Origin of the sequence: Arsukibacterium tuosuense (genome assembly GCF_900215315.1) — a bacterium.
Taxonomy (GTDB): Bacteria; Pseudomonadota; Gammaproteobacteria; order Enterobacterales; family Alteromonadaceae; genus Alishewanella; species Alishewanella tuosuense.
In genome coordinates this window covers 389119-412231 of record NZ_OBEB01000002.1, presented here as the reverse complement: position 1 = coordinate 412231, position 23113 = coordinate 389119, and the positions used below count along the sequence as shown (strand labels likewise).

The 23113-nt window shown below is 50.5% G+C and carries 25 protein-coding genes; 14 read left to right on the top strand and 11 right to left on the bottom strand.

The features are described 5' to 3' along the window. The first annotated feature begins 37 nt into the window (after positions 1-37). From CRO03_RS06345 to CRO03_RS06335, 3 genes are read left to right on the top strand one after another with little or no spacing between them, the layout of a single operon-like run. A complete protein-coding gene (locus tag CRO03_RS06345; RefSeq protein ID WP_097110771.1) occupies positions 38-3703 on the top strand; it encodes an ATP-binding protein in 3666 nt (1221 codons plus the stop codon). Next, on the top strand, positions 3703-4323 hold the full coding sequence (locus CRO03_RS06340; RefSeq protein ID WP_097110770.1) for a condensin complex protein MksE: 621 nt from the start codon (positions 3703-3705) through the stop codon (positions 4321-4323). Before CRO03_RS06345 ends, CRO03_RS06340 begins: the two co-directional genes overlap by 1 nt. Then, positions 4323-5576, top strand: coding sequence for a hypothetical protein (locus CRO03_RS06335; protein ID WP_097110769.1), 1254 nt, complete (start codon positions 4323-4325; stop codon positions 5574-5576). Before CRO03_RS06340 ends, CRO03_RS06335 begins: the two co-directional genes overlap by 1 nt. 28 nt (positions 5577-5604) lie before the next feature. On the opposite strand, the gene CRO03_RS06330 is transcribed toward CRO03_RS06335, so the two are convergent. Next, a complete protein-coding gene (locus CRO03_RS06330) occupies positions 5605-6432 on the bottom strand; it encodes a MipA/OmpV family protein (RefSeq protein WP_097110768.1) in 828 nt (275 codons plus the stop codon). A gap of 259 nt (positions 6433-6691) precedes the next feature. Between CRO03_RS06330 and CRO03_RS06325 the strand changes: the two genes are divergently transcribed. The 3 genes from CRO03_RS06325 (at position 6692) to CRO03_RS06315 (ending at position 9436) form a co-directional block, all read left to right on the top strand. Next, a complete protein-coding gene (locus CRO03_RS06325; protein ID WP_097110767.1) occupies positions 6692-7834 on the top strand; it encodes a PQQ-dependent sugar dehydrogenase in 1143 nt (380 codons plus the stop codon). A gap of 100 nt (positions 7835-7934) precedes the next feature. After that, complete coding sequence (locus tag CRO03_RS06320; RefSeq protein WP_097110766.1) at positions 7935-8615, top strand: SDR family oxidoreductase; 681 nt, start codon at positions 7935-7937, stop codon at positions 8613-8615. A 140-nt stretch (positions 8616-8755) separates the two neighbouring features. Next, positions 8756-9436 (top strand): hypothetical protein, encoded by a 681-nt coding sequence (locus tag CRO03_RS06315; RefSeq protein ID WP_097110765.1) that lies wholly within the window; start codon positions 8756-8758, stop codon positions 9434-9436. Between the two features lie 110 nt (positions 9437-9546). Here CRO03_RS06315 and CRO03_RS06310 read toward each other — a convergent pair whose 3' ends face one another. The 3 genes from CRO03_RS06310 to CRO03_RS06300 all read right to left on the bottom strand — a co-directional run bounded on the left by CRO03_RS06310 (position 9547) and on the right by CRO03_RS06300 (position 11260). Continuing rightward, complete coding sequence (locus CRO03_RS06310; RefSeq protein WP_141397732.1) at positions 9547-10455, bottom strand: hypothetical protein; 909 nt, start codon at positions 10453-10455, stop codon at positions 9547-9549. 84 nt (positions 10456-10539) lie between these two features. Then, complete coding sequence (locus tag CRO03_RS06305; protein WP_097110763.1) at positions 10540-10857, bottom strand: nucleotidyltransferase family protein; 318 nt, start codon at positions 10855-10857, stop codon at positions 10540-10542. After that, complete coding sequence (locus CRO03_RS06300) at positions 10850-11260, bottom strand: nucleotidyltransferase substrate binding protein (protein ID WP_097110762.1); 411 nt, start codon at positions 11258-11260, stop codon at positions 10850-10852. The genes CRO03_RS06305 and CRO03_RS06300 overlap by 8 nt, the downstream gene beginning before the upstream one ends. 175 nt (positions 11261-11435) lie before the next feature. Here CRO03_RS06300 and CRO03_RS06295 point away from each other — a divergent pair, with 175 nt between their 5' ends. The 5 genes from CRO03_RS06295 to CRO03_RS06275 all read left to right on the top strand — a co-directional run bounded on the left by CRO03_RS06295 (position 11436) and on the right by CRO03_RS06275 (position 13567). After that, positions 11436-11945 carry a hypothetical protein gene (locus tag CRO03_RS06295; protein WP_097110761.1) on the top strand — a complete coding sequence of 170 codons (510 nt, stop codon included), beginning with the start codon at positions 11436-11438 and terminating at the stop codon, positions 11943-11945. Positions 11946-12096: 151 nt separating this feature from the next. Beyond that, complete coding sequence (locus tag CRO03_RS06290) at positions 12097-12723, top strand: DUF2799 domain-containing protein (protein ID WP_097110760.1); 627 nt, start codon at positions 12097-12099, stop codon at positions 12721-12723. 14 nt (positions 12724-12737) lie between these two features. Further along, a complete protein-coding gene (locus tag CRO03_RS06285; RefSeq protein ID WP_046552533.1) occupies positions 12738-12956 on the top strand; it encodes a DUF4177 domain-containing protein in 219 nt (72 codons plus the stop codon). Between the two features lies 1 nt (position 12957). Continuing rightward, positions 12958-13218: a membrane protein insertion efficiency factor YidD gene (yidD, locus tag CRO03_RS06280; protein WP_097110759.1), complete on the top strand. Its 261-nt coding sequence runs from the start codon at positions 12958-12960 to the stop codon at positions 13216-13218. Further along, positions 13196-13567, top strand: a complete 372-nt coding sequence (locus CRO03_RS06275) for a TM2 domain-containing protein (protein ID WP_097110758.1) — start codon at positions 13196-13198, stop codon at positions 13565-13567. The genes yidD and CRO03_RS06275 overlap by 23 nt, the downstream gene beginning before the upstream one ends. 22 nt (positions 13568-13589) lie before the next feature. Here CRO03_RS06275 and CRO03_RS06270 read toward each other — a convergent pair whose 3' ends face one another. From CRO03_RS06270 to CRO03_RS06255, 4 genes are all read right to left on the bottom strand, one after another. After that, on the bottom strand, positions 13590-14255 hold the full coding sequence (locus tag CRO03_RS06270) for a DUF4097 family beta strand repeat-containing protein (protein ID WP_097110757.1): 666 nt from the start codon (positions 14253-14255) through the stop codon (positions 13590-13592). 177 nt (positions 14256-14432) lie between these two features. Beyond that, complete coding sequence (locus CRO03_RS06265; protein ID WP_097110756.1) at positions 14433-14981, bottom strand: histidine phosphatase family protein; 549 nt, start codon at positions 14979-14981, stop codon at positions 14433-14435. Positions 14982-15088: 107 nt separating this feature from the next. Next, positions 15089-15943, bottom strand: coding sequence for a PA4780 family RIO1-like protein kinase (locus CRO03_RS06260; RefSeq protein ID WP_097110755.1), 855 nt, complete (start codon positions 15941-15943; stop codon positions 15089-15091). 80 nt (positions 15944-16023) lie between these two features. Continuing rightward, a complete protein-coding gene (locus tag CRO03_RS06255; protein WP_097110754.1) occupies positions 16024-16422 on the bottom strand; it encodes an MAPEG family protein in 399 nt (132 codons plus the stop codon). A 212-nt stretch (positions 16423-16634) separates the two neighbouring features. Between CRO03_RS06255 and CRO03_RS06250 the strand changes: the two genes are divergently transcribed. Next, entirely contained in the window at positions 16635-17681 is a 1047-nt protein-coding gene (locus CRO03_RS06250; protein ID WP_097110753.1) for a hypothetical protein, read from the top strand. Positions 17682-17685: 4 nt separating this feature from the next. On the opposite strand, the gene CRO03_RS06245 is transcribed toward CRO03_RS06250, so the two are convergent. Continuing rightward, positions 17686-18150 (bottom strand): MarR family winged helix-turn-helix transcriptional regulator, encoded by a 465-nt coding sequence (locus CRO03_RS06245; protein ID WP_097110752.1) that lies wholly within the window; start codon positions 18148-18150, stop codon positions 17686-17688. 143 nt (positions 18151-18293) lie between these two features. Between CRO03_RS06245 and CRO03_RS06240 the strand changes: the two genes are divergently transcribed. After that, positions 18294-18710: an organic hydroperoxide resistance protein gene (locus CRO03_RS06240; RefSeq protein ID WP_097110751.1), complete on the top strand. Its 417-nt coding sequence runs from the start codon at positions 18294-18296 to the stop codon at positions 18708-18710. 90 nt (positions 18711-18800) lie between these two features. On the opposite strand, the gene CRO03_RS06235 is transcribed toward CRO03_RS06240, so the two are convergent. Beyond that, positions 18801-20756, bottom strand: coding sequence for an extracellular catalytic domain type 1 short-chain-length polyhydroxyalkanoate depolymerase (locus tag CRO03_RS06235; protein WP_245861508.1), 1956 nt, complete (start codon positions 20754-20756; stop codon positions 18801-18803). 237 nt (positions 20757-20993) lie between these two features. Here CRO03_RS06235 and rlmF point away from each other — a divergent pair, with 237 nt between their 5' ends. Continuing rightward, positions 20994-21890: a 23S rRNA (adenine(1618)-N(6))-methyltransferase RlmF gene (rlmF, locus tag CRO03_RS06230; protein WP_170948955.1), complete on the top strand. Its 897-nt coding sequence runs from the start codon at positions 20994-20996 to the stop codon at positions 21888-21890. Positions 21891-21921: 31 nt separating this feature from the next. On the opposite strand, the gene CRO03_RS06225 is transcribed toward rlmF, so the two are convergent. Then, a complete protein-coding gene (locus CRO03_RS06225; protein ID WP_097110750.1) occupies positions 21922-22962 on the bottom strand; it encodes a DUF2804 domain-containing protein in 1041 nt (346 codons plus the stop codon). Between the last annotated feature and the right edge of the window lie 151 nt (positions 22963-23113).

Below are 23113 nucleotides of genomic sequence, written 5' to 3'. Positions count from 1 at the left end.
GCGGTGCACCTGTATGGCGCCGCCGACAGGATGCGCTATGTCTCGTTTACTTCGTATTGTGCTTATTCACACCCACCTGCCTGGGGTGGTGGAATTGCAGTTGGATCAGCACACCAATATTTGCGGCACCAACGCTTCGGGTAAAACCACCTTGCAACGGCTGGTACCGGTATTCTATGGCGAGCAGCCAAACCGGGTGGTACCGAAAACCCGCAAAAAATTTGATGAATTTTATCTGCCGAGTACCAACAGCTATCTGATTTACGAGTATCAACGCGAAGATGGCGCGGTTTGCCAGGTGGTGCTGACCCGCAAAAGCGATGGCGGGGTGGAATACCGTTTTGTCGGGGCGCCGTATCAGAGTGATTTTTATTTAATTACAAGCGACCAAGGCGTTAAAGGTTTAAGTTACAGCGACTGGGCTGCCAATATGCGCGCCCGGCCGGACGTACAGGTCTCGGCGAAAATAAGTGCCACCAGTGAGTATCGCAGCATTATTCAAAACGATGCGGCCGCGCTTAGGGGCAACAATGCCGACAGCGTAAAACTGCGCCGGCTGGCGGCCAGCTTTAGTTTAGTCAGCAGCGGCCATAAACTGCGTCATATTGAAAAACTGGTCAGTGCCGTGCATGCCAAAGAAGGCAAAATGGATACGTTAAAAGCGATGCTGGCGGCCATTTTTGAAGAAGACGGCGTGACCCTGCCGACTACCAAGGTGAAAAACACCAAGGCCCGCGACTGGATCCAGCAAATGCGCCAGTCAATGCGGCTGGATAAACTGCAGCAGGATTTTGAGCGCTTAAAACAGCTGGCGCAGCAACTCGATGGCGCCGAAGCGCAGTTAGCCGGCTTATTACCGCTACTGCTGCAGGACGAGCAAAGCCAGAAACAACGTAAAGCTGACGCTGAGCAGCAGGTGAATACTCTGCGCGGCCAGTTGCAAAGCATAAAAGAGCAATTTAACCAGCAGCAGCTGGAGCTTAACGGCCAGCTGGCAAAAACCGAAGCTGATTTACACGAAACCAGTGCCCGGCTCGATCAGCTGCAGCAGCGCTATGACGATTTCGACAGCCAGGATATGCCCAGGCTGCAACGGGATACCGACGCCCTGCCGCTGTGGCGGGAAAGCCTGCAGGAAGCGGCCGAGCAATATCAACTGATGGTAGAGCAACATGGCGACTTAGAACGCCAGTTAGAGCAGCGCAAAATGAAGCTGGCGGAAGCCTTTAACCGCTTAAGCGAGCAACATCGGGCTAAAGCCCGCCAGCTGCAACAGCAAAAAGACAGCACCCGCGAACAGCAGGACAACAAGCTGGCAGCCCTGGAGCAGGCCTTTGGCCAACGCCTGCAGCAGGCCCAGCAACAATTTGCCGGCCAGTTAACTGAGCTTAGTAGCAGCATAGCGGTACTAACCAGCCAGTTGCAGGCACCGATGCTAACTGAAGCCGAACATGACGAGCTACGCAGCGCGGACCTGCGCTTAGAGCAGGCGCAGCAGCAGGCGCAACAGCAAGCCCGCCAGCTGCAGCAGCTGCAACAACAATATCAAAGCGCCCGTAGCGCCCGCGACCAGGCCGATAGTGAGCTGGAAAGCAGCCGCAAAGCCCTGCATCAAAGCGAGCAGCAATTACAGCAACTACACCGCCAGCTAACCCCCGAGCAGGGCAGCCTGCGCCACTTTTTACGGCTGCATTACAGCGGTTGGGAGCAAAAACTAGGTAAGGTGCTGGACGAGCGCTTATTAGAGCGGCAGGATTTACAGCCGCATTTAGCCGAGCTTAGCGACAACCTGTATGGCTTACAGTTAGAGCTGACTGCCGTTGACACCCCGGACTATGCTCAGGACGAAGCAGCCATCCGCCATCGGATTCAGACGGCAGAGCAACAACTGGAGCAGGCCGGCGCAACTAAACTGCAGGCTGAAAAAAATCTGCAGCAACTGCATCAGCAAGCGGAGCTTAGCCGCAGCCAGCTGGAGCAGGCGCAGTGGCAGCTGACCCAGTATGAGCAAAACATCGACTACGCCCGCGATGCCCGCAACCGCTTGCAGGCACAGCAGCGCGAGCTGAGCGCCCAGCGCCAGAGCAAAGTAAAAAGCGAGCTTGCGGCACAACAGCAACAGCTGGAGAAACTGCAACAGCAGCAACAGCAGGATTTAGCGGCACTGCAAAGCGACCACAACAGCCAGAAAATGGAGTTAAAAGCCGACTGGCAGGCCGAACTGCAGGTGTTCGATGAGCAAATCGACGAGCTGGAGCGTCAGCTGGAACATAAGCGCGATGATAATAAAAACCAGATCAAAGAATTACAGCAGGCGTTCAGTGAAGAGCTGTCGGCCAAAGGTATCGACCCCCGCCGGCTGACCGAGCTAAAGCAAAAGCAGGAGCAGCTGAAAACCGCCATTAAAGCGGTAGAAGCCCGCCAGGATCAACTGACTGCCTGGCAGCAGTTTATTAAGCTCGACTGGCAACAACTGCGGCCGCAACTGCTGGAGCGGGAAACCGGCCTGAAGCAACAACAACGCAGCATGAAGCAGGCACTGGAGCAGCAAAAAGCCGATTATAGCGCCAATGCCAAAAAGCTGGATGAGCAAAAGCGTAACCAGCAAGAGCTGATGAACCAGGCCGAGCAACTGCTGAATCAGATAAAACCAGCGCTGCAAAAGCTACAGGAATTGCATCTGGCGAGTATTAGCCCGGCCAATGTCACTGGTTCTGCTGATTTAGTCGAACGCCTGGCCCGTGCCAACGAAGCGTTAGAGCTACGAGGCAAAGCCGACAGTGCGTTAAAGCAGGCGGTTGGCCAGTTTGAAAGTGTACTGAGCAAAGACGCCGGCCCGGAATTTTTAGACCGGCTGGAGCATGAAAAGCACAAACTGGCTGAGTACGCTGGCGAGCGCCAGCAACTGCCTATTTTGCAAAACCTGCTGCAAATTTTAAAAGACGCTCAGCAGCAATTGCTGGAGATGGGTGAGAACATCGGCGGCGATCTGAAGAAATTCTTTACCGTGTTCAGCGACATTAACCGCCGGATTGCCCAGCAAAGCCGCCGCTTAAGTGAAGCAGTAGCTGATGACTTAGTACTGGAAGGTATCAGCCGCTCAGAAGTACGGATTTTATCCACCATCGATGAGCTGGGTTTCTGGCAGCCATTGAAGCACTTCGCCAAACTGTATGATGACTGGGGCAACTCGGGCAAAGCACTACCATCCGAGCAGTACCTGAATGCGCTGGCTGACGTAGTCGAATTGCTGCGCAGCGATGAGCAGTACAGTATTGAGTCCTTACTGCGGCTCGAGCTGCATTTAAGTGAAGGTGGCTCGGAGCTGGTTATTAAAAATGATCGCCAGTTACTGGAGTCGTCCAGCCATGGTATGGCGTACCTGATTTTATGTAAGTACTTACTGGCCTTTACCCGGCTGCTGCGCGGTGATGCCAAGGTAGCCATTCACTGGCCAATAGACGAAATTGGTACCCTGGCCTATCACAACGTTGAAAAGCTGTTTGCCGCCTGCAGCAGCAATAATATTGTGATTGTCGGCGCCTTCCCTAATCCGGAGTCCGATGTGTTAATGCTGTTCAGTCATCGCTATTTAATTGAACCGGATCAGCATGAGCCAAGCCAACGCCGCTTAAAACGGATTCAACCGAAAGTAAGCCGGCTGGCCGAACGGCTGGCCAGTAAACAGCAGGAGGCAAGCTGATGTTACAACACGGACCTTTACTCGAGCGCCTGCTGGCCGGTGACTTTATTTGCCAGGTAACTGACGAAGATGCCTTTCGCCATTTAAGCAATGAGCAAACCCAGCAGGATATTAACCACTACCTGCGGCCGCTGAACCGGCGCCTGGTCAGCAATGACGACAATACCGTATTTTTCCTCGGCTACTTTGATCTGAATAAAGCCGCCCGCGAGCAACTGAGCAGCCAGTTCTCACTAACGGTGCAGTCCTTGTTGCCGCTGCTGGAATGGCTGCAACTGGTACAGGAAACCCTGGGCCGTGACAGCGCCTTAACGGCCGGCGATACCATAAAGCTGCAGGAATTTGTGCTGCGCACCGAAGATAACCAGAGCCTGCGTCATCGGCTGAATCAACTGGCCAGCGACCGCTTTTTTAACAGCCAGAGCGAGCAGCTGGATAACCAGGTAAAGCTGATTTTCCGCCGCTTAAAAGAGCATGGCTACCTGCTGCAACCGCACCACGACCGCCAGTATTATGTGGTGACCGGTAAAATTGACTACTTAATTGATGTGATTCGCTTTATCCGCGATGAAGAGCATTTGCCGGTAGACGACACCCCAAGCCAGGAGGCGTTGCTCTGATGGTACCAACAGATAGCGGTATTGCCTCTAACCTGTTTAATATCGGCGCCGAGCGTTTAGCGCTGCTGGGCAAGCACCATAAAGCGCTGATGCAGGGTTATCTGGACGGCTTTATTGATGAAACGGCTTTTAGCGAAGGTGCCTTAAAAAAACTGATTGCCGCCCGTATTTTATGGCGGCCGGACGAGCAGCAACCGCTGGCGCTAAGGCCACTGGTCAGTGAGCTGATCGCCAGTATGGTAGCCGATGAAAACCGGCGGCAGATTAACGCTGACGTGGCCGAAAAGCTGGAGCAAATTCGCAACCGGGTACAGGCCTATCGCGATGCCCAGTTTAAAGGCGATTACAGTGTGGCCGAGCTGCAACTGCAGCGCTTAACCGAGCATGTGCATGATCTCAGCGGCCAGTTTGAAGAGGCTATCGACAGTTTATGGCACCGGCTGAACAGCGACTTTGGTTTTGTCGCCAGCCTGGATGATAAAATCCGCGAAAACGAACGGGCACAAAAACAGCTGCGCCGCTTACTCGACGGCCTCGATTTACTAGACTTTAACGAGTTAATTGAGTTATCGGAGGGCAATAACCACCTGCGTAAGCTGCTGGTTAGTCAGTTGCAAAACCAGCTTAGCTCGCACCATAGCAGCTTGCTGGAAGTGCAAAAACGTTTAGTGGAACTGTTGGCTAAATTCCGCCAGCAACAGGCCCGCTCGATGCTGATTGCCAATATGGCAGCGTTTTTACGCCAGCACCCGAAATACCAGCCGGCCGATTACCCGAACCGCTCTGAGCTGCCAGCCTTGTTTAACCAGGCTGCCAGCATAGTGCCGCAAGCTGCCATTGCCCTGGATAACGCCAGCGATCGGCAAAGCCTGGCCGAACTGGTCCGCGCCCTGCCGCGCTATCAGCCGGTAAAACTGCTTGATACCGAAAGTGCCAGCTTTAGCAGCGTGATGGTGGATGACGAAATAGCCGCCCGGCAGCAGGCACTGAAAACCGATGTCGAGAACTTTTATCTCAGGGTGATTGATCTGGGTGGTAAACTGAGCGCGCTGGAGTATCTGGAGCAGCAGGCACTTGAGTGGGACAGCGAAATCTGGCTGTATCAAATTATCGCCGAATACCAGGCGCTGCCGCTGGACGAAAAGCAGATGTTCGCGATAGTGCGCGACGAAGCCCCAGCCAGCAATATGAACCAGCTGTTGCTTATTCGTGATATCAGCCTGCATTTAAAAGTACAGGGACAGGCGGCGTAGTGAGCTACCCGCCGCTGGGTTAGGCGGCCTAGAATACGTAAATAACTCCGACGCCTACTTCTGCTTCATAGTTGTTGCGTGCGATTGGGCTGTTCGCAATGTCGCTACTGTATCGCTCGTAGAGTGCCTCGCCGAAAATCCGCCAGTTATCGTTAATATAATGGCGATAATTGTAGTGAACCCCAATCGAGCGGAAACCTCCGCTCAGCTTGGTTTCGTCTAGTCCTGAGGCAGCTGCCTGCGCTGCGTCAACGCCAAACTCTGTGTTGGCGAGTTCACTATCGTGAAAAACCGCAACGACAGACAGTTCAGAACCGGAGCCGTCGATCTGCTCGCCGAAGCGGCGACCCACCCCAAAAATACCAAGGTTGCCGTTTTCACCGGCTACCAATCGACCATCCAGCCAATAACGCCAATCAGCACTAAAAGCGCGACGCGCTTGCAACGCGAATTCAAAACCCTCATCAGTGGTGCCGAGCCCATCTAACCGACCGTCATCGGAATCACTTTCTTCACGCCCCTCTTCGAAGCCGACGATGGCCTCAAATAGCCAGGTGTCAGCACGAAGACCACGCCACCCCAGTGCCTCACCGGCAAAGAAGAAAATATCATTACCTCTGCGCCATTGTACTGCACCAGCAGGCTGCACTTCGAAGCCGAACTCATCTGACCCTTCGTAGGCAGACTCGTATTCAACACCCAGGCCGAGCCCGAAGCTCCAGCCATCTTCACCTCTGGTGAAATCGTCGAGTGACGGTAACGGCACCAACGCTGCCTGTTCTTCCTGTGCTGATACTGTCGGAAGGCAGAGCGCATGTATCGACAATGCCAACAGTAAACCTGTAACCTTTTTCATTTAAATTCCTTTAGCTTGCGTTGGTATAAAGTGACGTCTCAGAGTATGCCAATACTACTCAACGCTTTTGAGAGCAGATCACATCCCATCATTTTATATTTAAGACCCGGTTCAAACTGCTTGCTAAGGGCCATAATTGCTAAGGGTCAGCTCCAATTGTTAACGGATATCAGCCTGCAGTTGCAACAGGCAAAAAGCAGGTTACGAGGGCTTTGCTATACTGACTGCTCACTTATCAATCACAAGCAGGAGATATTTTATGAGCCGGCAGCTGTTTACGCTTTTTCTCGGATTACTTCTCACCTTTATGGCAACGGCGCAGGATAAGCTGCCGTTTAAGGCTGAGGAAATTGCCCGGTTTGATGAGCCATGGTCGATGGCCTTTCTGCCGGATGGGCGGATGCTGGTCACTGAAAAAAAAGGACGACTGAGCATTGTCAGCCAACAAGGAGAGAAATCGTCGCCGGTCGGTGGCATGCCGGACGTGGATTATGGCGGCCAGGGCGGCCTGGGCGATGTGGCGCTGCATCCGGATTTCGCCAATAACAAACTTATTTACATCAGCTACGCTGAGGCGGGAGAAGGCGGCGTGCGCGGTGCCGCCGTGGCCCGAGGCAATCTGGTTGAGGAGGGACGCCGCGCTCAGCTGAAAAACCTGCAGGTTGTTTGGCGCCAGTATCCCAAGGTGTTGGGCTATGGCCACTACGGCCATCGCATTCTGTTTGATAACGATGGCTATCTGTGGATTTCCTCAGGTGACCGGCAGAAGTTCACGCCTGCCCAGGATATGCAGTCATCCATGGGCAAAATACTGCGCTTGCATGACGATGGTGCGGTGCCCAAAGACAACCCCTTTGTTAATTACCGTGAGCAAGATCCCTTTGTCGACAACGAAGCAATTTATCCACAGATCTGGTCGCTTGGTCATCGCAACCCGCTGGGGATGACATTCGACCTGAACGGTAAATTGTGGGTGATTGAGATGGGCCCTGCCGGCGGTGACGAGCTAAACCTGATAAAACGCGGTGCTAATTACGGCTATCCGTTAGTTTCCAATGGCAAGCACTATGACGGCCGGGACATTCCCAACCACGACACCCGGCCGGAGTTCGCCGCACCGGCAATCACCTGGACACCGGTAATTTCTCCGGCCGATATTATCGTTTACCGTGGCAAGCTCTTCAGCGACTGGCGGGGTGATGCCTTAGCCGCAGGCCTGTCTTCCCGGGGCATAGTGCACATTAAATTTGATGGGGAGAGTGCGACAGAGGCAGCGCGTTATGACATGGGTGCCCGTATTCGCAAAGTCACTGAGGGGCCGGATGGCGCTATCTGGGTACTTGAGGATGAACGCGGGGACAGCAAAGGCCGCCTGCTGAAGTTAACCCCGGACTCTCGTTAACCGCTAATCGTCAGTTGCAATTCGCAAGATCAATAACACCAGCCGGCATTCGCGCTAACATGGGCGAATGGCCAGCATGGGGAAATTAAGGAATGACAACATGAGCAGTCAGAAAATAGTACTGATCACCGGTGCCTCCAGTGGCATTGGCGCAGCTACTGTGGATAAGGTAGTTGCCGCCGGCCATAAAGCGGTTATTACCGCCAGAAGCGCCGATAAACTGAATAAAATTGCCGAGCGTTGGGGCAGCGATAAAGTATTGGCCGTTACCGCCGACGTGTCGAAACTGCTGGAAATTGAAAATGTGGTTGCCAAAGCCAAAGAGAAATTTGGCAGAATCGACGTGGTGTTCGCCAATGCCGGTACCGGTGTTGATACCCCCGGTATTGAAAATGGTGATCCGGATGAATGGCAGACCATGCTGGATGTTAATATCAATGCGCTGCTATATACCGCCAAAGCCAGCCTGGCAGCCTTAAAAGAAAGCCAGGGCCATTTTATTATTACCAGCTCGATTGCCGGCAAGATAACCCTGAAGGGCTCGGTGTATGGTGCCTCCAAGTGGTTTGCCTATGGCTTCGGCCAGAATTTAGCTGCAGAAATGGCTGAATGGAACGGCCGCTGCACCACTATTTGCCCGGGCATGGTTAATACGCCGTTTTTTGATGAAGCCAAACCGGACAAATTAGACCCAGCCGACATTGCCGATGCCGTGCTGTTTGCGATATCGGCCAACCCAAGATGCGATGTACGGGAAATTACCCTGATGCCAACCAAATAGTAAACGTGACTTAAAGCCACATGCTCACTGCTAACATCTGTTTACCCCAAGTTTTTATTTCCATAATGATAACATTCTTGTATCTTGGCTGGCTTAAATAGGGCGCCAGCCAATTTTCAGGGACAGAAGCAGTGACATCCGTGGAATATAAAACCGTTAGAGTTTACCCAACCTTCAGCTTTGCCTGCGGGGCCAAAAGCGCAGCTATGTTGATATTTTTTCACTGCGCTATCATCATGCTTTTATTTCATTACGGCTTAGCCAACCTGCAGCATAAGCATGCTGAGATAGGCCTGGTGTTATTTTCTGATACCAATAAACTGATGTTCGCAGGATTGGCATCATTGGTTAGTTATGCGCTGACAGAGTTGCTACTTACAACGATATTTATAAAAAAACTAAGTAAACCATTAGTCATTACTAAAGATGTTTTGATAATTCCGAAATGGGCAATAAAGTATTCTGCCAGCTATAAATCAAAGCAATCATTGCGAGTCGTTGTTAATGAAATTACTGGCATAAAAACACGTTTTTTTGATACGTCAAAAATCCCTATTCTCCGGCAAGCAATACCGTTGCCAATGACTGTACAATTAGCCATGGGAACTAGCAGTATCACGCTTGACCTAAAGCATGTTGGTTTTTTTAAACCGATAAATAACTGGTTAAAATCAGTGGATGTTCCGATACTGAACAGTGAAACAAAAGTGCTACCTGACGTCAGCTACGTTAGTTTCAACGGTGTTTTCTGGTCCTGCTGTAGCTTGTCTTTGATTGTCGCCTTTGTAATGCCACTATTATTGTGGGTTTTTAGCCCGTAGCCGCCAAAATGGCTTATCGCCTCTTACCACAGCATCAGCCGTAACAAGCTGCCAAAGGCAACAACAAACATCATTATATACATTATGGTGTAGACAGCACGATGGCGGCCCTAGCTTGAAATAAACATGTAAAAAATTAAAATATTAGCAACGACCATTCCCTGGCCTATACGCACCATCGTTAAACAATTTGCTTGTCTGGCATCTGCAGTGTACTTACCACGTATTACTCGCCACTGCATACCAATAATTAACAGCGGTAACGTGCCCCCTTTCCGGTCATGTTTTATAAACCCCTCCAGAGTTGGAGATTGAGTATCTAAGTCATTATATATTGCAGGCATCAGCATAAAAAACATATAGAGCGTCAGAACTGGCCAGTTAAATAGCACCAGGACAATGGCCCAGGCTATTTTCTGTTTTGGCCATGCAGATTCACTGTCTGGATAACTAATAAAATCCTCTTTGGTGCTTTTAGTATCCTGCCAGAATGGGGTGTTTGATTTCACCAGAAAAATTTGCCTGTAAGCACAGTTGTTAAAACACACTACTCCCCTGTCTGGCATCAGGTATAACCTGAGTTCTATTCCTTCGCTGGTGGTAGCAATAAATTCAGTTACCAACGAAGGTACTGAATAATTAGGAAAGATTTTCTTTAAAAAATTGCGGTGCAGTAGTGTTCGATACTTGTTGTTCAGTTGTTTTGCCGATACCGCTAAGAAATACGCAGAAGCGCCAGATTCCGCGCTCATTTTTAGTGGTTGTCGGGCATAAACATCGAAGGGCTCGTTCAACAAACTTAGCCATGTGACGTCGGTATTTGGTTCAAGCCGGTGACCAAATTTGTCACATGCTAATCGAAGGTATCGGAACTCAAAACTAAGCGGTAGCTTTGCAATAGCGCCTGCTGGCAAATCGGCACAATTTCCTGATATTTCTTCAGAAGTAACAGGAAAGGTAAATAAGAAAAAAACCACGACCAGAAAATAGGGGACAAGGTTTCTAATGACGACATTCATCTGCGCTTTAAGAATCCATTCTATATAACGGCAGTGAGAATACAGAAAAAAATTTGTCTGGCAACGATTTGTTTCTAATCAGGCTTAATCCCCAACACTTAACACCAGTTTTTGCTGCTCAATCACCTGCCGGAACCGCTCTGAAGTTGTGGCCCAATCGACTAAGTCTACTTTCCAGGGTAAATCAGATTCACTAAAGGCTTCGGCTACTTCGGCCAGTAATGATAGTGGTAACGGTTGCTCACTGATAATAGCAAGATCCAAATCGGAATAGGGTTTAGGCTTGCCGTTAACCCGTGAGCCAAAGGCCCAAACCGGGTAGTTAGCCAGATAACGCTGCAAAATGGCACTAACTTGCTGCCATTGCTGCTCAGTAATTTGCAAGTTGCCAGGTTTAACCATTAGCCAGTCGCTGTTGTAATTTGCTGGCCAGAAATTCTGCCTCGCTGATAAAAGCCGGTATACCAGCGACGACCTGCAGGGCGATATCTTCATCATAGGTATGGCTGGTTTTGCTGCGCATATCACGATAGCCGCGCCACGCTGGCCAGTCACTTCTTAATAAACCTTGCTCATTGGCACTGCGTATCAGATCAGCGAACGGCATCACGTCGAATTGCTCAGGTGACGCAGAACTGTGCTCAAGATAGCGTTTTAGCATTTTATGACTGATTTCATAGGTAAACTCAAACCGCTGCACCAGGCCATCCCGGATTTGAATATCGCTAATATCCAGCTGATAACGCTGCCAACCTTCCTGCAGGCGGGCAATGGCGTTAAGTAACGGGCTGATATCGAGCGACATAGTAATCCTTTATCGGTGGTGCCAGACTAATCCTTAGCTTAACTCAGCGCTGCTATGCTTGCCAACAGTATACGGAGGGGCACTTTGCAGCTCATATAGCTCCGCGCGGTTTTTCTGTTTAAGTTGTACTACTATTTTAGGTGGTGAATTTAACAGAGCAGAAAAGGAGCGGGAAATGGCTGAGCTTTTGTCAATTGCCAATTTGCTTGCGGTTGTTGGAGCTGTTGGCACAGCATGGATGGGTCTTCGCACTTACCGCCAGCAAAAAGAAATTGATCTTGAATATCACAAGGAAGAGGTGGAGCGCGAGGCTGTTACTGAGTACTTAGCATCGCTGGATACGTTAATAAATCATGCCGCTTACTGCGAAGAGCATGGCAAGCACGATCAGGCCGATAAGATACTGATGTGCAAACAAAAAATTAATAAAATATACATCTATGCGCCAGCGGAAGTGGTTGTAGCTATGGATACCTTACTGACGGAAGCCAGTGAACTGGCCAGTATTATTTCCAAGATCCCAAACGCTGAGATGTTTGATGTGGATAAGGTAGCACTATACGCAAATGAGCGGGATAGAACCCAGAACGCTTACTCAGTGGCGGTTAACGTTGCCAGACAACATATAGGCTTGCATAAACAATCGGTTGGCGCTGTCCAGCTGTTTTTGCTTGGCAAAAAGTGATTGACGATTTAGTAACTTGCCAATAGCTAAAGATACCGTGTACCTTATTGTAGCGCTGCTTATTGTATCGCTAATTTTAGTGTGGATAGCAACGCTAACGCTGGGTGTTCATTGCGGCAGCTAAAGCAAAAATAATAATAACGAGACAGGTATGACACACAAACTATGGCTGGCTTTGCTGGCGTCTGCAGCGTTACAAGGCTGCGCCACTATGGATAAATCGCAATGCCTGACTGCCGACTGGCGGACCATTGGCTTTGAAGACGGCGCCAAAGGCAAGCCTGAAACTGAAATCAGCACCTACCGCCAGGATTGTGCAGACCATGGCGTAACACCTGATCTGAATGCTTATCGGCTGGGGCATCGCCAGGGCTCTGAGAATTTTTGTACCCAACGCAATGGCTTTGATGTTGGTATGCGCGGTGGCAGCTACCAGGGTAGCTGTACCACTGATTTGGCAGAACCCTTTCTTAGCGGATATCGTGACGGCCAGGAACTTTACGGCTTACAGCAAGCCGTTGCCAATGCCCGCAACAGTATCGACCGTCAGCAGCAGCAAATAAGAACAGCAGAAAAGACCATCATCAGCAAAACTGACTTATTAGTCGAAGATGGTCTGGTAAAAGAGGAGCGCATTCAACTATTAGCTGAAATTGAACTGCTGAAAACCGAGCTAATGGACATGCATGACCAGCTACCGCTGTTGCAACAGAATTTACGACAGGCACAGCGAGCATATCAACAGGCAGAGCAGCGTTTTCTGCCATACCGACAATAATAAGGAATAGCAATATGGCCACTGCGTTTAAAGAATACAAGATGATTTATATTGCCGAAGGCGGTTGTGGCACTGTTTTCCTTGGTGCATCGGGTTTACCGTTAAAAAAGGTTGAGGCAGAGCTGAATGCGCAGGCGGCACAGGGCTGGCAGGTGGTGTTTCAGTTAATTGAGCAAAAACGCTTCTGGCTATTCTGGACCCGGGAAGCCATGGTCGTCACGTTGGGCCGCTAAGATGCAACGCTTGCTGCTATGGCTTATTCGCCGCTATCGTAAAACCGGTGGTGGCATGCGCTGGTTTGGTATCGACTGCAACTTTGAGCCAAGCTGTTCAGCCTACACCTATACTGCCATTAAACGCTTTGGTTCACGCAAAGGGATTGAGATGGGCTGGCAGCGGATAAAGCGTTGCAACCGGCACGACAGTTTTTGTAAGTGTATTGAACCGGTGCCAACAGGCGGAGAACGGAATAATGCTGGATCAGCAACAGGTTGATGCCGAAGAAGAACAAATCCGGGAGTGGGTGGCGGCCCTGCCCGATGAACAGCGTAAAGTGTTTTATCAGCAACTTAAGCCGTTACTACGCGACCCCGATACCTATGCCACGTTAAACTGGTGTTTTTTAGCCGGTTTGCACCATTTCTATCTGGGCCTGTGGGGCCGTGGCCTGGTTAATCTGTTGATATTTATTGTTGGCGCGGCGCTGTTGTTTACTCCCTTGGTGTTGGTCGGTATTGCCATGCTGCTGTTTATAACAGTAATAGAGCTCTGGGCACTGTTTCGTGCCCAGATTATTATTCAACACTGGAATAATCAGCTGATGCGCCGCCTGTTGCAGCGCTAGCAATTGCCGCTAACAGCAAGGCTTAAAAACGCTCAACCACTTTGGCCTGCATATCCGGGTTGGCGAAATCCAGCTCTACCGGCTGCTCCAGAATAATCTGGCCTTCAACTACTGCATCAGCTGCAATATGCAGGCTGGGCTTGTCGTTGTTACTCCAGCCAAAAAACGACTTTTTCTTACCGGGCTTTTTAAAAACCACATTGCCTTTAACCACGGTATTACCTGCCAGTTGAATATCACCGTTAACGGTGCTGATATCCTGTGCTATCTGCGCGCTATTAAGGGTAATATCGCCGTTTACCGAACTGACATTGCCAGCAACCCGGGCATTATCGTCTGCGATAATTTTGCCATTTACCGTGCTAAGGCTACCCGTTACCTGTAAATTGCGGCCCGCCTCAATAGTGCCGTTAACGGTTTCGGCGCTGTCAAGCTGCACATCGTCCCGAATATCAATACCACCATTGACGATCGATACCGTTTTGGCCCGGCTGTTACTGGCCATCTGCACACTGCCATTGACCAGCGAGATATCACCATACTGCTCGCCACTACCCACGACGGCACTGCCCATTACTTTATCGATATTGCCAAAAGGGCCATTGGCCTTTGCACTACTAAAAACACCGCTAAATAATACGGCAGCAGCAACTAACGTAGTGACACCAGCAAATTGAGAGAATTTCATTTTTATTTCCTTATTTATTTTTAAGCTCCCGACCACTTTGCAAGTGCTTTGCCAAAATTAAACCATTGATAAATATAATTTTAAATTTAAAGGTGTTTGAGTAACAATAGCGATATCACCAATATTTGGTGATATTAACTAAATAATAGACCAGAAGTTTTAGTGCCGAATAGATGATTAGGGTTCTATTCTGGCCAGCACGGTAGCAGGAGCTGTAAGTGGCAAAGCGAGAATAGCGGCTTCGCCCGAGGCGGGAAAATAGCCGGTAAGGGCAGTAAAGTTTACCTGATGGCTGACCAACACCGTTGGCATCGGCTGGTCGGCAGCAAATTGCTGTAACAATGCCTCAGTTTGTTGCTTACGGCTGCCGCGCCCGGCGAAAAACGAATTTAATGCCGGCAAAGGCTGCACCGCTGCAATATTCATTAATCTGGCAGTTTCCAGGCAACGGCACCACTGGCTACTATAAAGTGCAATTTCACCAGCATATTGCTGCTGCAATAGTGTCCCCCAGGCGTGAGACTGTTGCCGGCCCCGCTCATTTAAGTTGCGCTGCGTACTGCAGTCGGCCAGCTGAAAGTTAGCTGGATCACCAGTGCCGGGTGCTAAAGCATGACGCATTATCAGCACCGCTTTACCTTCACGCCATAAGTCCCAGGCCGCTTCATCAGCCATCGCCGATAAAACCGGTAACAAACAGAGCAGTATCAGAGTTTGCCATCTCATAAACGTGGCCCCGCCAGCAAAAATGTTAGCAATAGAGTATATGCTGTACGGTAAATTCTGGCAGCGGGATTAGTTATCAGATTATATGAACAACAGCGCCAACGGTGTTAGTCATCCTGGTCCGCGGCAGCGCGGGCCCGGCGTTCTTCGACTTCAGCAAAGGCGGCTTTAATTTGATCCAGCACCGAGTCGACATCAGCGGCACTGTCATCGGCAACAAATTCACCGGTTAATGTTACATCGGGGTGTAATTCGCCGGCTTCATATAATGCCCAGATTTCGCCAGCGTAATTCGTTTGCAGCAACTGCGGGGCGTACTGGCCGTAATAGTCGCGCATATTGTTGATATCGCGCTCCAGCATCCATTTAGCATTGTTATTTGCAGCAGCATCTACTACCTGCGGTAAATCGATAATGACCGGGCCGTAGTCATCTACCAGCACGTTAAACTCTGATAAATCGCCGTGAATAAGGCCCTCACACAACATCATTACCACGTACTGCATCATAGTCGCGTGATCAGCCAGGGCAATATCTTCGGCCATCGCCACATCGCCTAAGCGGGGTGCCACCATGCCTTCATCATCGCAAACCAGCTCCATCAGCAGTACGCCATCGTAGCAACCAAAAGGCTGCGGCACCCGCACCCCGGCTTTGGCCAGTTTAAACAGAGCGTCAACTTCGGCGTTTTGCCAGCTTTGTTCCTGCTGGGCACGGCCGAATTTCGAGCCTTTTTCCATAGCGCGGGTACGGCGGCTGTTACGGCCTTTACGGCCTTCCTGATATAGCACCGCTTGCTTAAAGCTACGTTTGTCCGCTTCTTTATAAACTTTGGCGCAGCGAATATCCTCGCCACAGCGGACGATATAGACGGCAGCTTCTTTGCCACTCATCAGCGGCCGGATAACTTCATCCACCAGACCTTCGTCGACCAGTGGCTGAATACGTTTCGGTATTTTCATAGCGCCCTTATACCCTAGTTAACATCGCCAGGGAATATCACGACAGCGCAAATTACATAAAAAATAGGGGACCTCACTACTTATAACAACCAGCCCGATCTCAGGGCATACAACACTATACAGGCAAATGCGGCAGCAAGAATAACCAACATACTGAGGATCATGCCAAATACCCTGAATTTCAATGGCTCCTGCTGCTGGCTGACGCCAAAAGCATGGGATAAACGGCCAATAACTAAAGCGATACCCAGTATATGCAGATATAACGGTGCTAAGCCGCTGTACTCGGCCAGAAACATTAACAGTAAAGCAAAGGGCACATACTCAGTAAAATTCGCATGCACCCGGATTGCCCGCTCCAGCAACGCCTGACCATCACTACCAAGCGCTACTTTGTACTGATTGCGTTTGGCAATCACTCGAAAACTTAACACAATAAACAGTATTGCCAGTATGCCGGCATATAAAGCGGTGGTCATTATGCGATATCCTTATAAAGCAGCAGGCCCGATGCCTTACCAATGGTTAGCAGTATAACCACAACTAAAACCAATTGCCTTAGTACCCGGCAGCAGCAGATGCCAAAGCTGAGGCAGCAATAGCTACTGTGGGTTTACTTACTGTGCCTGCTTGGGGTAACCTCTTGGTAACAATTGCTTAAATCCGCCAATTGAAACTGAAAGGAAGCAGCATGGCCGTTTTAAAAACCTTAGCCCGCGGTACCGTTAAACTGCTAGTCGGTCTGTTGCTGCTGTTAGCCGGGTTTTATCTGATATTACTGGCGATTAACTGGCAGGATGCCAAACCCAATGCCGCTAGCTTACATATGCAAAGCCTGTTGCAACCACCGCCAATCCCTGCAGCGCAAAATGGCTATCAATATTACCTTGCCCACAATGCCAGTAATGAACTCCTGCTGACCGGGCCACTGCAGCAGCTATATGGCCAGTGCAGCGAAGCGCTGTCTTGTGTTGACGCCCTGAATTCCCAAACCGATTTAGCTGAGCTGGTTGCAGAGCAAGAGCCGCTAATGACATTTTATCAGCAGTTATTGCAATACCCTCAGTGGCTGGAACCACCTCCGAAAGTGCAAGATATGTCTGCATATCAGTTGCTGTTGCATGGCCAACGTTTATTCCTTTGGCAGGCCTGGTTGGATGCGCAGAATGGCAATAGCACACAGGTTAAAACCGCCCTGGAAGCAGATTACCAGTTTTGGAAAACCGTATTGGCTAACACGAATAGTCTGATCACAAAAATGATCAGCGTTGCAGCTATAGAGCGTCATTTTATTTTAAGCACGGTCATTATCAGCCAATTGCCGGCAGAGCAGCGTCTTGCCGCTATACCAGACGGATGGGATGTTGCTTTCAGCGATAGCGAGTTAGGCCTGGAGCTGGCACTGGCTGGCGAGTGGCATTATGGGGCAGATATAACGGCCACTATGCGAGACACTGCGCCATCTGACTTTGGAAGTGACATTAACACTGTAGAGACTGTTTATTATCTGTTAGTTCAACCATTAATACTATTGGAAGACACTAAAAACATGTACGCCACACAGTTGGTACAGCGGAATAAGACAACTCAACATTCTGACTACCCCTGGTATAGCTGGCTGCGCAATCCGGTTGGTAAGATGTTAATGGCAACAGGCTCTGTGTCCTATGAAAGCTATCAGCAACGACTACTAAAGCTGGAACAACACCGACAGGATGCGCTGCAGCAAGTTAATTAATGGGTTAATGCGTATCAGCAGCTACTGTAGAACAACTTGCCGCTGCGCTAATTTGTTGTTGTAGCTGCTGGGCCAGTTGGCGCAACTGGACCAGCTGATTATCTTCCATTGCCACCTGGCAGCGCAGGGCCTGCATTACGCCACTGACCTTTTGTTGTAATGCTTTGCCAGCAGCAGTCAGCACCACCTGCTTTACCCTTTCGTCATCCTGGCTGGCCACACGCTGCAGCAACTGTTTTTGCTCCAGCTTTTTGACTAACGGCGTTAAGGTGCCAGAATCAAATAAAGTCGCCCGGCCAAGCTTTCCTAAACTGATATTGTCTTGCTGCCATAACGCCAGTAATACCACATATTGTGGGTAAGTCAGGTTAAATGGCTGCAGTAGCGGCCGGTATAGCCGCACCAGCGCATTGGAAACACTATATAAGGCGAAGCACAATTGCTGATCCAGTGGCAGGGTTTGGCTCATTTCAGGGTCCGGGTTGGCTTACTAATTATGCGCAGTATAGCGCTCTGAAATTATACAGTACACAATTAACTTGCGCGCAAGATACTTGCATGCTATTTTATTTTGGCATTGTTAATCATTAAACCTTAACCAGGGAGTTAATTATGGATATTCTTTATAAAGCAGTTGTCACCTCTACCGGCGGCCGTGATGGCGAAGCGAAATCTGATGATGGCTTGTTAGCGGTAAAATTGTCTGCACCGAAGCAACTGGGCGGCAGTGGCGGCGCCACCAACCCGGAACAACTGTTTGCTGCCGGTTATTCAGCCTGTTTTATTGGTGCGTTAAAAGCGGTGGCAGCTAAGAGCAAAACCAGCCTGCCAGATAATTTAAGCCTGACCGCCGAAGTCGGTATTGGCAAAATTGAAGGCGGCTTTGGCTTAGACATTGATTTACATATTAGCTTGCCAGGCATGGATAAAGCAGCCGCTGATACGCTGGTTGAGCAGGCGCACCAGGTTTGCCCTTACTCAAACGCCACCCGTGGTAATGTTGATGTACGTTTGCATGTCAATGTGTAGCACTTTGTCAGACTAAAAAGCACAGTAAACTAAAAAGCGCAGGCTATAGCCTGCGCTTTGTTTTGTCAGCGAGCTGCCAACAATTGCAACTTACTGCGGACAACCACCCGGCTGCCAATAGCTGCCATCATCTGATGACAGGGTGGTTACCCCCCAGGTTGACCCGGCTAAACTGGCATTGCTGCCATTAGCAAAGTAATTTGGCGCATAAATATTGCCGGTGCTGTAAGCCCGCCCTGCCAGTTTATGGCTGTAGTTGTTCGTGGTAAAAGCCTCACAGTCCGTCGGTGGTGGTGGCGGATCGCCGCCATCATCCCCTCCGTCACCGCCATCACCGCCGCCATCGCCAGGGCCAGCCGCACTGCAACTTTGCGCCGGACCAAAGCAACTGGCGTCACTATCCTGCCAGCGACACTGGTTCCCCGTGATCAGTTGCTCACGTAGCACAAAGCTGGTCGTGCTGTATTCGAGGTAACAGTTGGCATAGTTGGTGTAATCCAGCCGGCCGGCACTGATGTGCTGCGCTAATGTCGCGTTCTGGCCGGCATCAATGGTAAAGGTCAATAGCTCGGCGCTGAATAAGCCCCCCTGGTCGGTAGCGGTTATTAAGGCGGTTTGCTCGCCTCCCGCCAGCTGGCATTGCTCTGCACTAAATAAATCAGCAGTGACGCTGGCAGTCACAGTTGTATTGCTAAATTCCACCGTTACCGAAGCAAGGTCGCGGTTTAAATCAAACACCTGGCCGCTTACCGTGGCACACTGGCCATCGACCGCAACCGCCAGATCCGACAATTCTGGTGCGGTCGCCGGCGGCGGCGGACCTATCAGCAGCTGCTCAGTGTAGGCGCTACTTACCAGGCCACCGCTGTCAGTGGCACTCACTGTTAACTGATACCAGTCATCGCTAAGAGTAGGACTGCTTAAACTGAAACTGCCATTAGCAGCAGGGGTGGTGCTTACCAGCTGCTGCTGGCCTGCACTGTCGGTAAAGCTGGCAGTGACCGTTATTGCATCAGCGTCAACATCGACGGCATTGCCGGTTACCGTCACCACACTGGCTTGCTGGCTGACACTGATATTACTCAGCTCAGGGGCACTGTTACGGTTAACCCGCTGGTTATTCTCCAGAAAGTACTGGCCCAGATAACTCGCATAATTAATGCTGTTGCCATTAATGTAAGAGCCACTGGCGCCCTGACCACCAGACCAGGCATGGTCGACATTATTAAACCATAGCATCGACACCCGGCCATTCTGCCACAGGGTTTCGTCGGCGGTGCGGCCCGTGCCATTGCTGATCAGATTCTCACCGCTAAGTTTACTGACATTATATAAATCGGCCATGCCATTTGCGTTTTGCTCGTTGTAACACAGGTTTACCGTGGTATCGCTACGGCCATGAGCAATAGAGGCTATCTGGGTATCAAAATGACTGCTATAGCTGCCGGCATACTGGGCGCAGCGCGCGGCCACATTAGCCGTTTCACAGGGGCCAATAGCACCACTGGAACTTGTACCAATACTGGGCCCAGCGCTGATCCCCATCCCGGCAAATACATCGGGTGCCAGACAGGCAGTGGTATTGGCAAAAGCAGCACCGGATGATAAGCCGGCAATGTAGACCTGATTAGGGTCTATCTGATAACTGACATCTGCGACCAGATTATTGGCCAGGGTAATTAAATTTTTATAGTCACCGGCACTGCGCGCTTTAGTGCCCTGCCAGTAAGACCAGCAACCAAAACCCGCTTTGTTCATCGCATCCGGCACGGCAATAACCAGGCCGTATTGCTCGGCAGCCTGAGTTAAATTGGCACTAAGATAAGCATCGATAGACTGGGTACAACCATGCAACACCAGCAATAAACCACGGCCCTGGCCAATGGCCGAGACACTGTCCGGGGTGTATAAATGGACTTTATTAAAACCACCGACACTGACATTTTGCTGCCAGCTACCGGCAACAACCGGCTGGCTGAGTAAACCAGCGGCAAAGAGCACACCCGCCAGCCACACGCCGGCCCGGCTAAAAGTTTGAATTTTCACGTCTGTTGTTCCTTATCATTTTTTTAGTTTAAGTGAACACCGCAGCGACGCTACTTCTCCCTGTTTCGACCCCTGACTCCCGGTAGCAAGCTCCGGTGCCCATCAACTATAGAAGCCGACAGGCAATAACGGTTTAGTACTTTAGTGCTGCATAAATGTTTTAAGGCGGAAGGTACCGACTCGCCAGCCATGATGGAATAACGTAAACTGCCAGCAACGTAAGTTACTGCAGTCACTATGACCACTATGACAAAATCAGCCCAACTGCACCCCCGCAACCCGCACCAGGGCCGTTATGACTTAGCCACGCTAAGCAAAGGCTACCCGCCGTTGCGGGCACATCTAACGGTAAGCCCGGCTGGTGAGCCAACCATTAATTTCAGTGAGCCAGTGGCGGTACAAGCGTTAAATGCGGCGTTGCTGCAGCATTACTATCAGATAAAGCACTGGCAACTGCCGCCGGGTTATTTGTGCCCACCCATTCCGGGGCGGGCAGATTACATTCACTATGCCGCAGATTTGCTGGCCGGGCCCGCTGGCGTGCCTACCGGTAAGCAAATCAGCATGCTGGATATTGGTTGTGGCGCCAATCTCATTTACCCGATGATTGCCAACCGCAGCTATGGCTGGCGCTGCGTCGGTACCGATATTGATGAATTAGCATTAAAAGCTGCGCAGCTGATTATTGATAGCAACCCGAAAATAAACGGCCAGATAAGTTTGCGCCGCCAGCAAGATAGCAACAGCATCCTGCGCGGCATCATTAAGCCTGGCGATGCCTTTGCGTTAACTGTCTGTAACCCACCATTTTACGGTTCAGCTGCCGAAGCAGCCGCGGCTAATCAGCGCAAGCGCACGAACCTCGGGCTTAATGACAACCCCCAGCAACGCAATTTTGCCGGCCAGCAGCATGAACTATGGTGCCCGGGCGGCGAGCAGGCGTTTATCAAGCAATTGATTACTGAAAGTGTTGAGTTTGCAGAGCAGGTGGGCTGGTTCAGCAGCCTGGTGTCACAGCAAAGCCACTTAAAAGCATTGGCTATAGCTGCCCGTCAGGCCGGGGCAGCCCGGATTGAACAAATTAAGATGCAGCAAGGCCAGAAAAGTAGCCATATACTGGCCTGGCGCTTCTAAGCAAGCTAAACAAGGTTCAGCCAAGGGTAATTTACCAGCGGGCGAAATGATCTTCTGCCAGCCCCTGCTGGCCATTACAGTTTATTTGCTTACCGTCGCTAAGGGTAATAGTGCCGTGCCAGCTGCCGCAATACTGGCGGAAATTACTGGCCAGCAGCCCCAGGTTCAGCCGCTCCTGCCTTTTAGCAGCCGGTATAAACTGTAAATTGATAGCCCCACAGTGGCTTAACAGCTGCCAGGGTGCATCCGGTTGCTGTCGGTTAAAAATAAAATGCACCGCTGGCAGTAGATAACGTTTATCGTTTAACCAACAGCAGTTTTCAGTGGCACCAGTTTCATTCACCCCGGCCGCCAGATTAAAACCCATTTTATCGCTGCCGCTAAAACCGCTTAAACTGCCCCAGCGCCAGCTGGTTTCCCGGCGCATATAACCTGCAGAAAAATCATAGCCGCCCAGCGCGCCGGTTAGCGCAACAGTTTGTTGTTGAAAGTGTATATCACCTGTGACCTGCAACCCGTTATGTTTTTGGGTGTAGGTCCAGCCGTTGTAGCCTGTCGGCAAACACAGAGCCAGGGGTTCAATTGTTGTGCCAGGACTTAGCGATAAATCAGCATTAAGGTGCTTACTTTGCAGAGCCAGCCGCCAGCTATAGCCGCGGGGCTCAATACTTATATGGTTATTCCCACCCCTTATGTCCGCTACTCCAGCGGTAGGCGAGGCACTCATCTGGCTTTGCCGGCCCAGCGGCTGCAGTAGTTTAAATTCGCTCAGGCTGGCGGTACTGCGCTGATAAAAATAGGCAAAGCCAGAGCACAGGTAGCGGATGTCGGCAATCGCCGCGGCCAGCATCCAGTCCGGGTGGCTGATGCTGACAAACTGAAATTGTTTGTAGTGAGCCCAGCGCGCCAACCGGGATGCCAGCTTATCCATTGGTGTGCGATAGACAAAATTGGCCAACCCCAGGTCGGTTACAGGCTGGTTAAAAACGCCAAATTGCGGCAATCCATCGGCCTGAATAAGCTGAAAAGGAGTGGGCTGCAGGTTGGGTTCAGCTTGCGCAGTGAAGGCCATAGCAATTCCGGCAATAAATATTCACTGGCTAATCTAAACTTTTAGCTAGCAAAGCGCAGCCGTTTTTTGTAACAAAACATGTAGTTCAGTACTTTTCCCAGATTTTTTAACTTGTTAGCCTCGCGTTCAGTACAAAATTATCGATTGCCGA

Excerpts from the sequence above, each read along its gene's own strand:
- CRO03_RS06345 (WP_097110771.1), top strand. The coding sequence starts at position 38 with ATGTCTCGTTTACTTCGTATTGTGCTTATTCACACCCACCTGCCTGGG.
- CRO03_RS06340 (WP_097110770.1), top strand. The coding sequence starts at position 3,703 with ATGTTACAACACGGACCTTTACTCGAGCGCCTGCTGGCCGGTGACTTT.
- CRO03_RS06335 (WP_097110769.1), top strand. The coding sequence starts at position 4,323 with ATGGTACCAACAGATAGCGGTATTGCCTCTAACCTGTTTAATATCGGC.
- CRO03_RS06330 (WP_097110768.1), bottom strand. The coding sequence starts at position 6,432 with ATGAAAAAGGTTACAGGTTTACTGTTGGCATTGTCGATACATGCGCTC.
- CRO03_RS06325 (WP_097110767.1), top strand. The coding sequence starts at position 6,692 with ATGAGCCGGCAGCTGTTTACGCTTTTTCTCGGATTACTTCTCACCTTT.
- CRO03_RS06320 (WP_097110766.1), top strand. The coding sequence starts at position 7,935 with ATGAGCAGTCAGAAAATAGTACTGATCACCGGTGCCTCCAGTGGCATT.
- CRO03_RS06310 (WP_141397732.1), bottom strand. The coding sequence starts at position 10,455 with ATGAATGTCGTCATTAGAAACCTTGTCCCCTATTTTCTGGTCGTGGTT.
- CRO03_RS06305 (WP_097110763.1), bottom strand. The coding sequence starts at position 10,857 with ATGGTTAAACCTGGCAACTTGCAAATTACTGAGCAGCAATGGCAGCAA.
- CRO03_RS06300 (WP_097110762.1), bottom strand. The coding sequence starts at position 11,260 with ATGTCGCTCGATATCAGCCCGTTACTTAACGCCATTGCCCGCCTGCAG.
- CRO03_RS06295 (WP_097110761.1), top strand. The coding sequence starts at position 11,436 with ATGGCTGAGCTTTTGTCAATTGCCAATTTGCTTGCGGTTGTTGGAGCT.
- CRO03_RS06290 (WP_097110760.1), top strand. The coding sequence starts at position 12,097 with ATGACACACAAACTATGGCTGGCTTTGCTGGCGTCTGCAGCGTTACAA.
- CRO03_RS06285 (WP_046552533.1), top strand. The coding sequence starts at position 12,738 with ATGGCCACTGCGTTTAAAGAATACAAGATGATTTATATTGCCGAAGGC.
- yidD (WP_097110759.1), top strand. The coding sequence starts at position 12,958 with ATGCAACGCTTGCTGCTATGGCTTATTCGCCGCTATCGTAAAACCGGT.
- CRO03_RS06275 (WP_097110758.1), top strand. The coding sequence starts at position 13,196 with ATGCTGGATCAGCAACAGGTTGATGCCGAAGAAGAACAAATCCGGGAG.
- CRO03_RS06270 (WP_097110757.1), bottom strand. The coding sequence starts at position 14,255 with ATGAAATTCTCTCAATTTGCTGGTGTCACTACGTTAGTTGCTGCTGCC.
- CRO03_RS06265 (WP_097110756.1), bottom strand. The coding sequence starts at position 14,981 with ATGAGATGGCAAACTCTGATACTGCTCTGTTTGTTACCGGTTTTATCG.
- CRO03_RS06260 (WP_097110755.1), bottom strand. The coding sequence starts at position 15,943 with ATGAAAATACCGAAACGTATTCAGCCACTGGTCGACGAAGGTCTGGTG.
- CRO03_RS06255 (WP_097110754.1), bottom strand. The coding sequence starts at position 16,422 with ATGACCACCGCTTTATATGCCGGCATACTGGCAATACTGTTTATTGTG.
- CRO03_RS06250 (WP_097110753.1), top strand. The coding sequence starts at position 16,635 with ATGGCCGTTTTAAAAACCTTAGCCCGCGGTACCGTTAAACTGCTAGTC.
- CRO03_RS06245 (WP_097110752.1), bottom strand. The coding sequence starts at position 18,150 with ATGAGCCAAACCCTGCCACTGGATCAGCAATTGTGCTTCGCCTTATAT.
- CRO03_RS06240 (WP_097110751.1), top strand. The coding sequence starts at position 18,294 with ATGGATATTCTTTATAAAGCAGTTGTCACCTCTACCGGCGGCCGTGAT.
- rlmF (WP_170948955.1), top strand. The coding sequence starts at position 20,994 with ATGACCACTATGACAAAATCAGCCCAACTGCACCCCCGCAACCCGCAC.
- CRO03_RS06225 (WP_097110750.1), bottom strand. The coding sequence starts at position 22,962 with ATGGCCTTCACTGCGCAAGCTGAACCCAACCTGCAGCCCACTCCTTTT.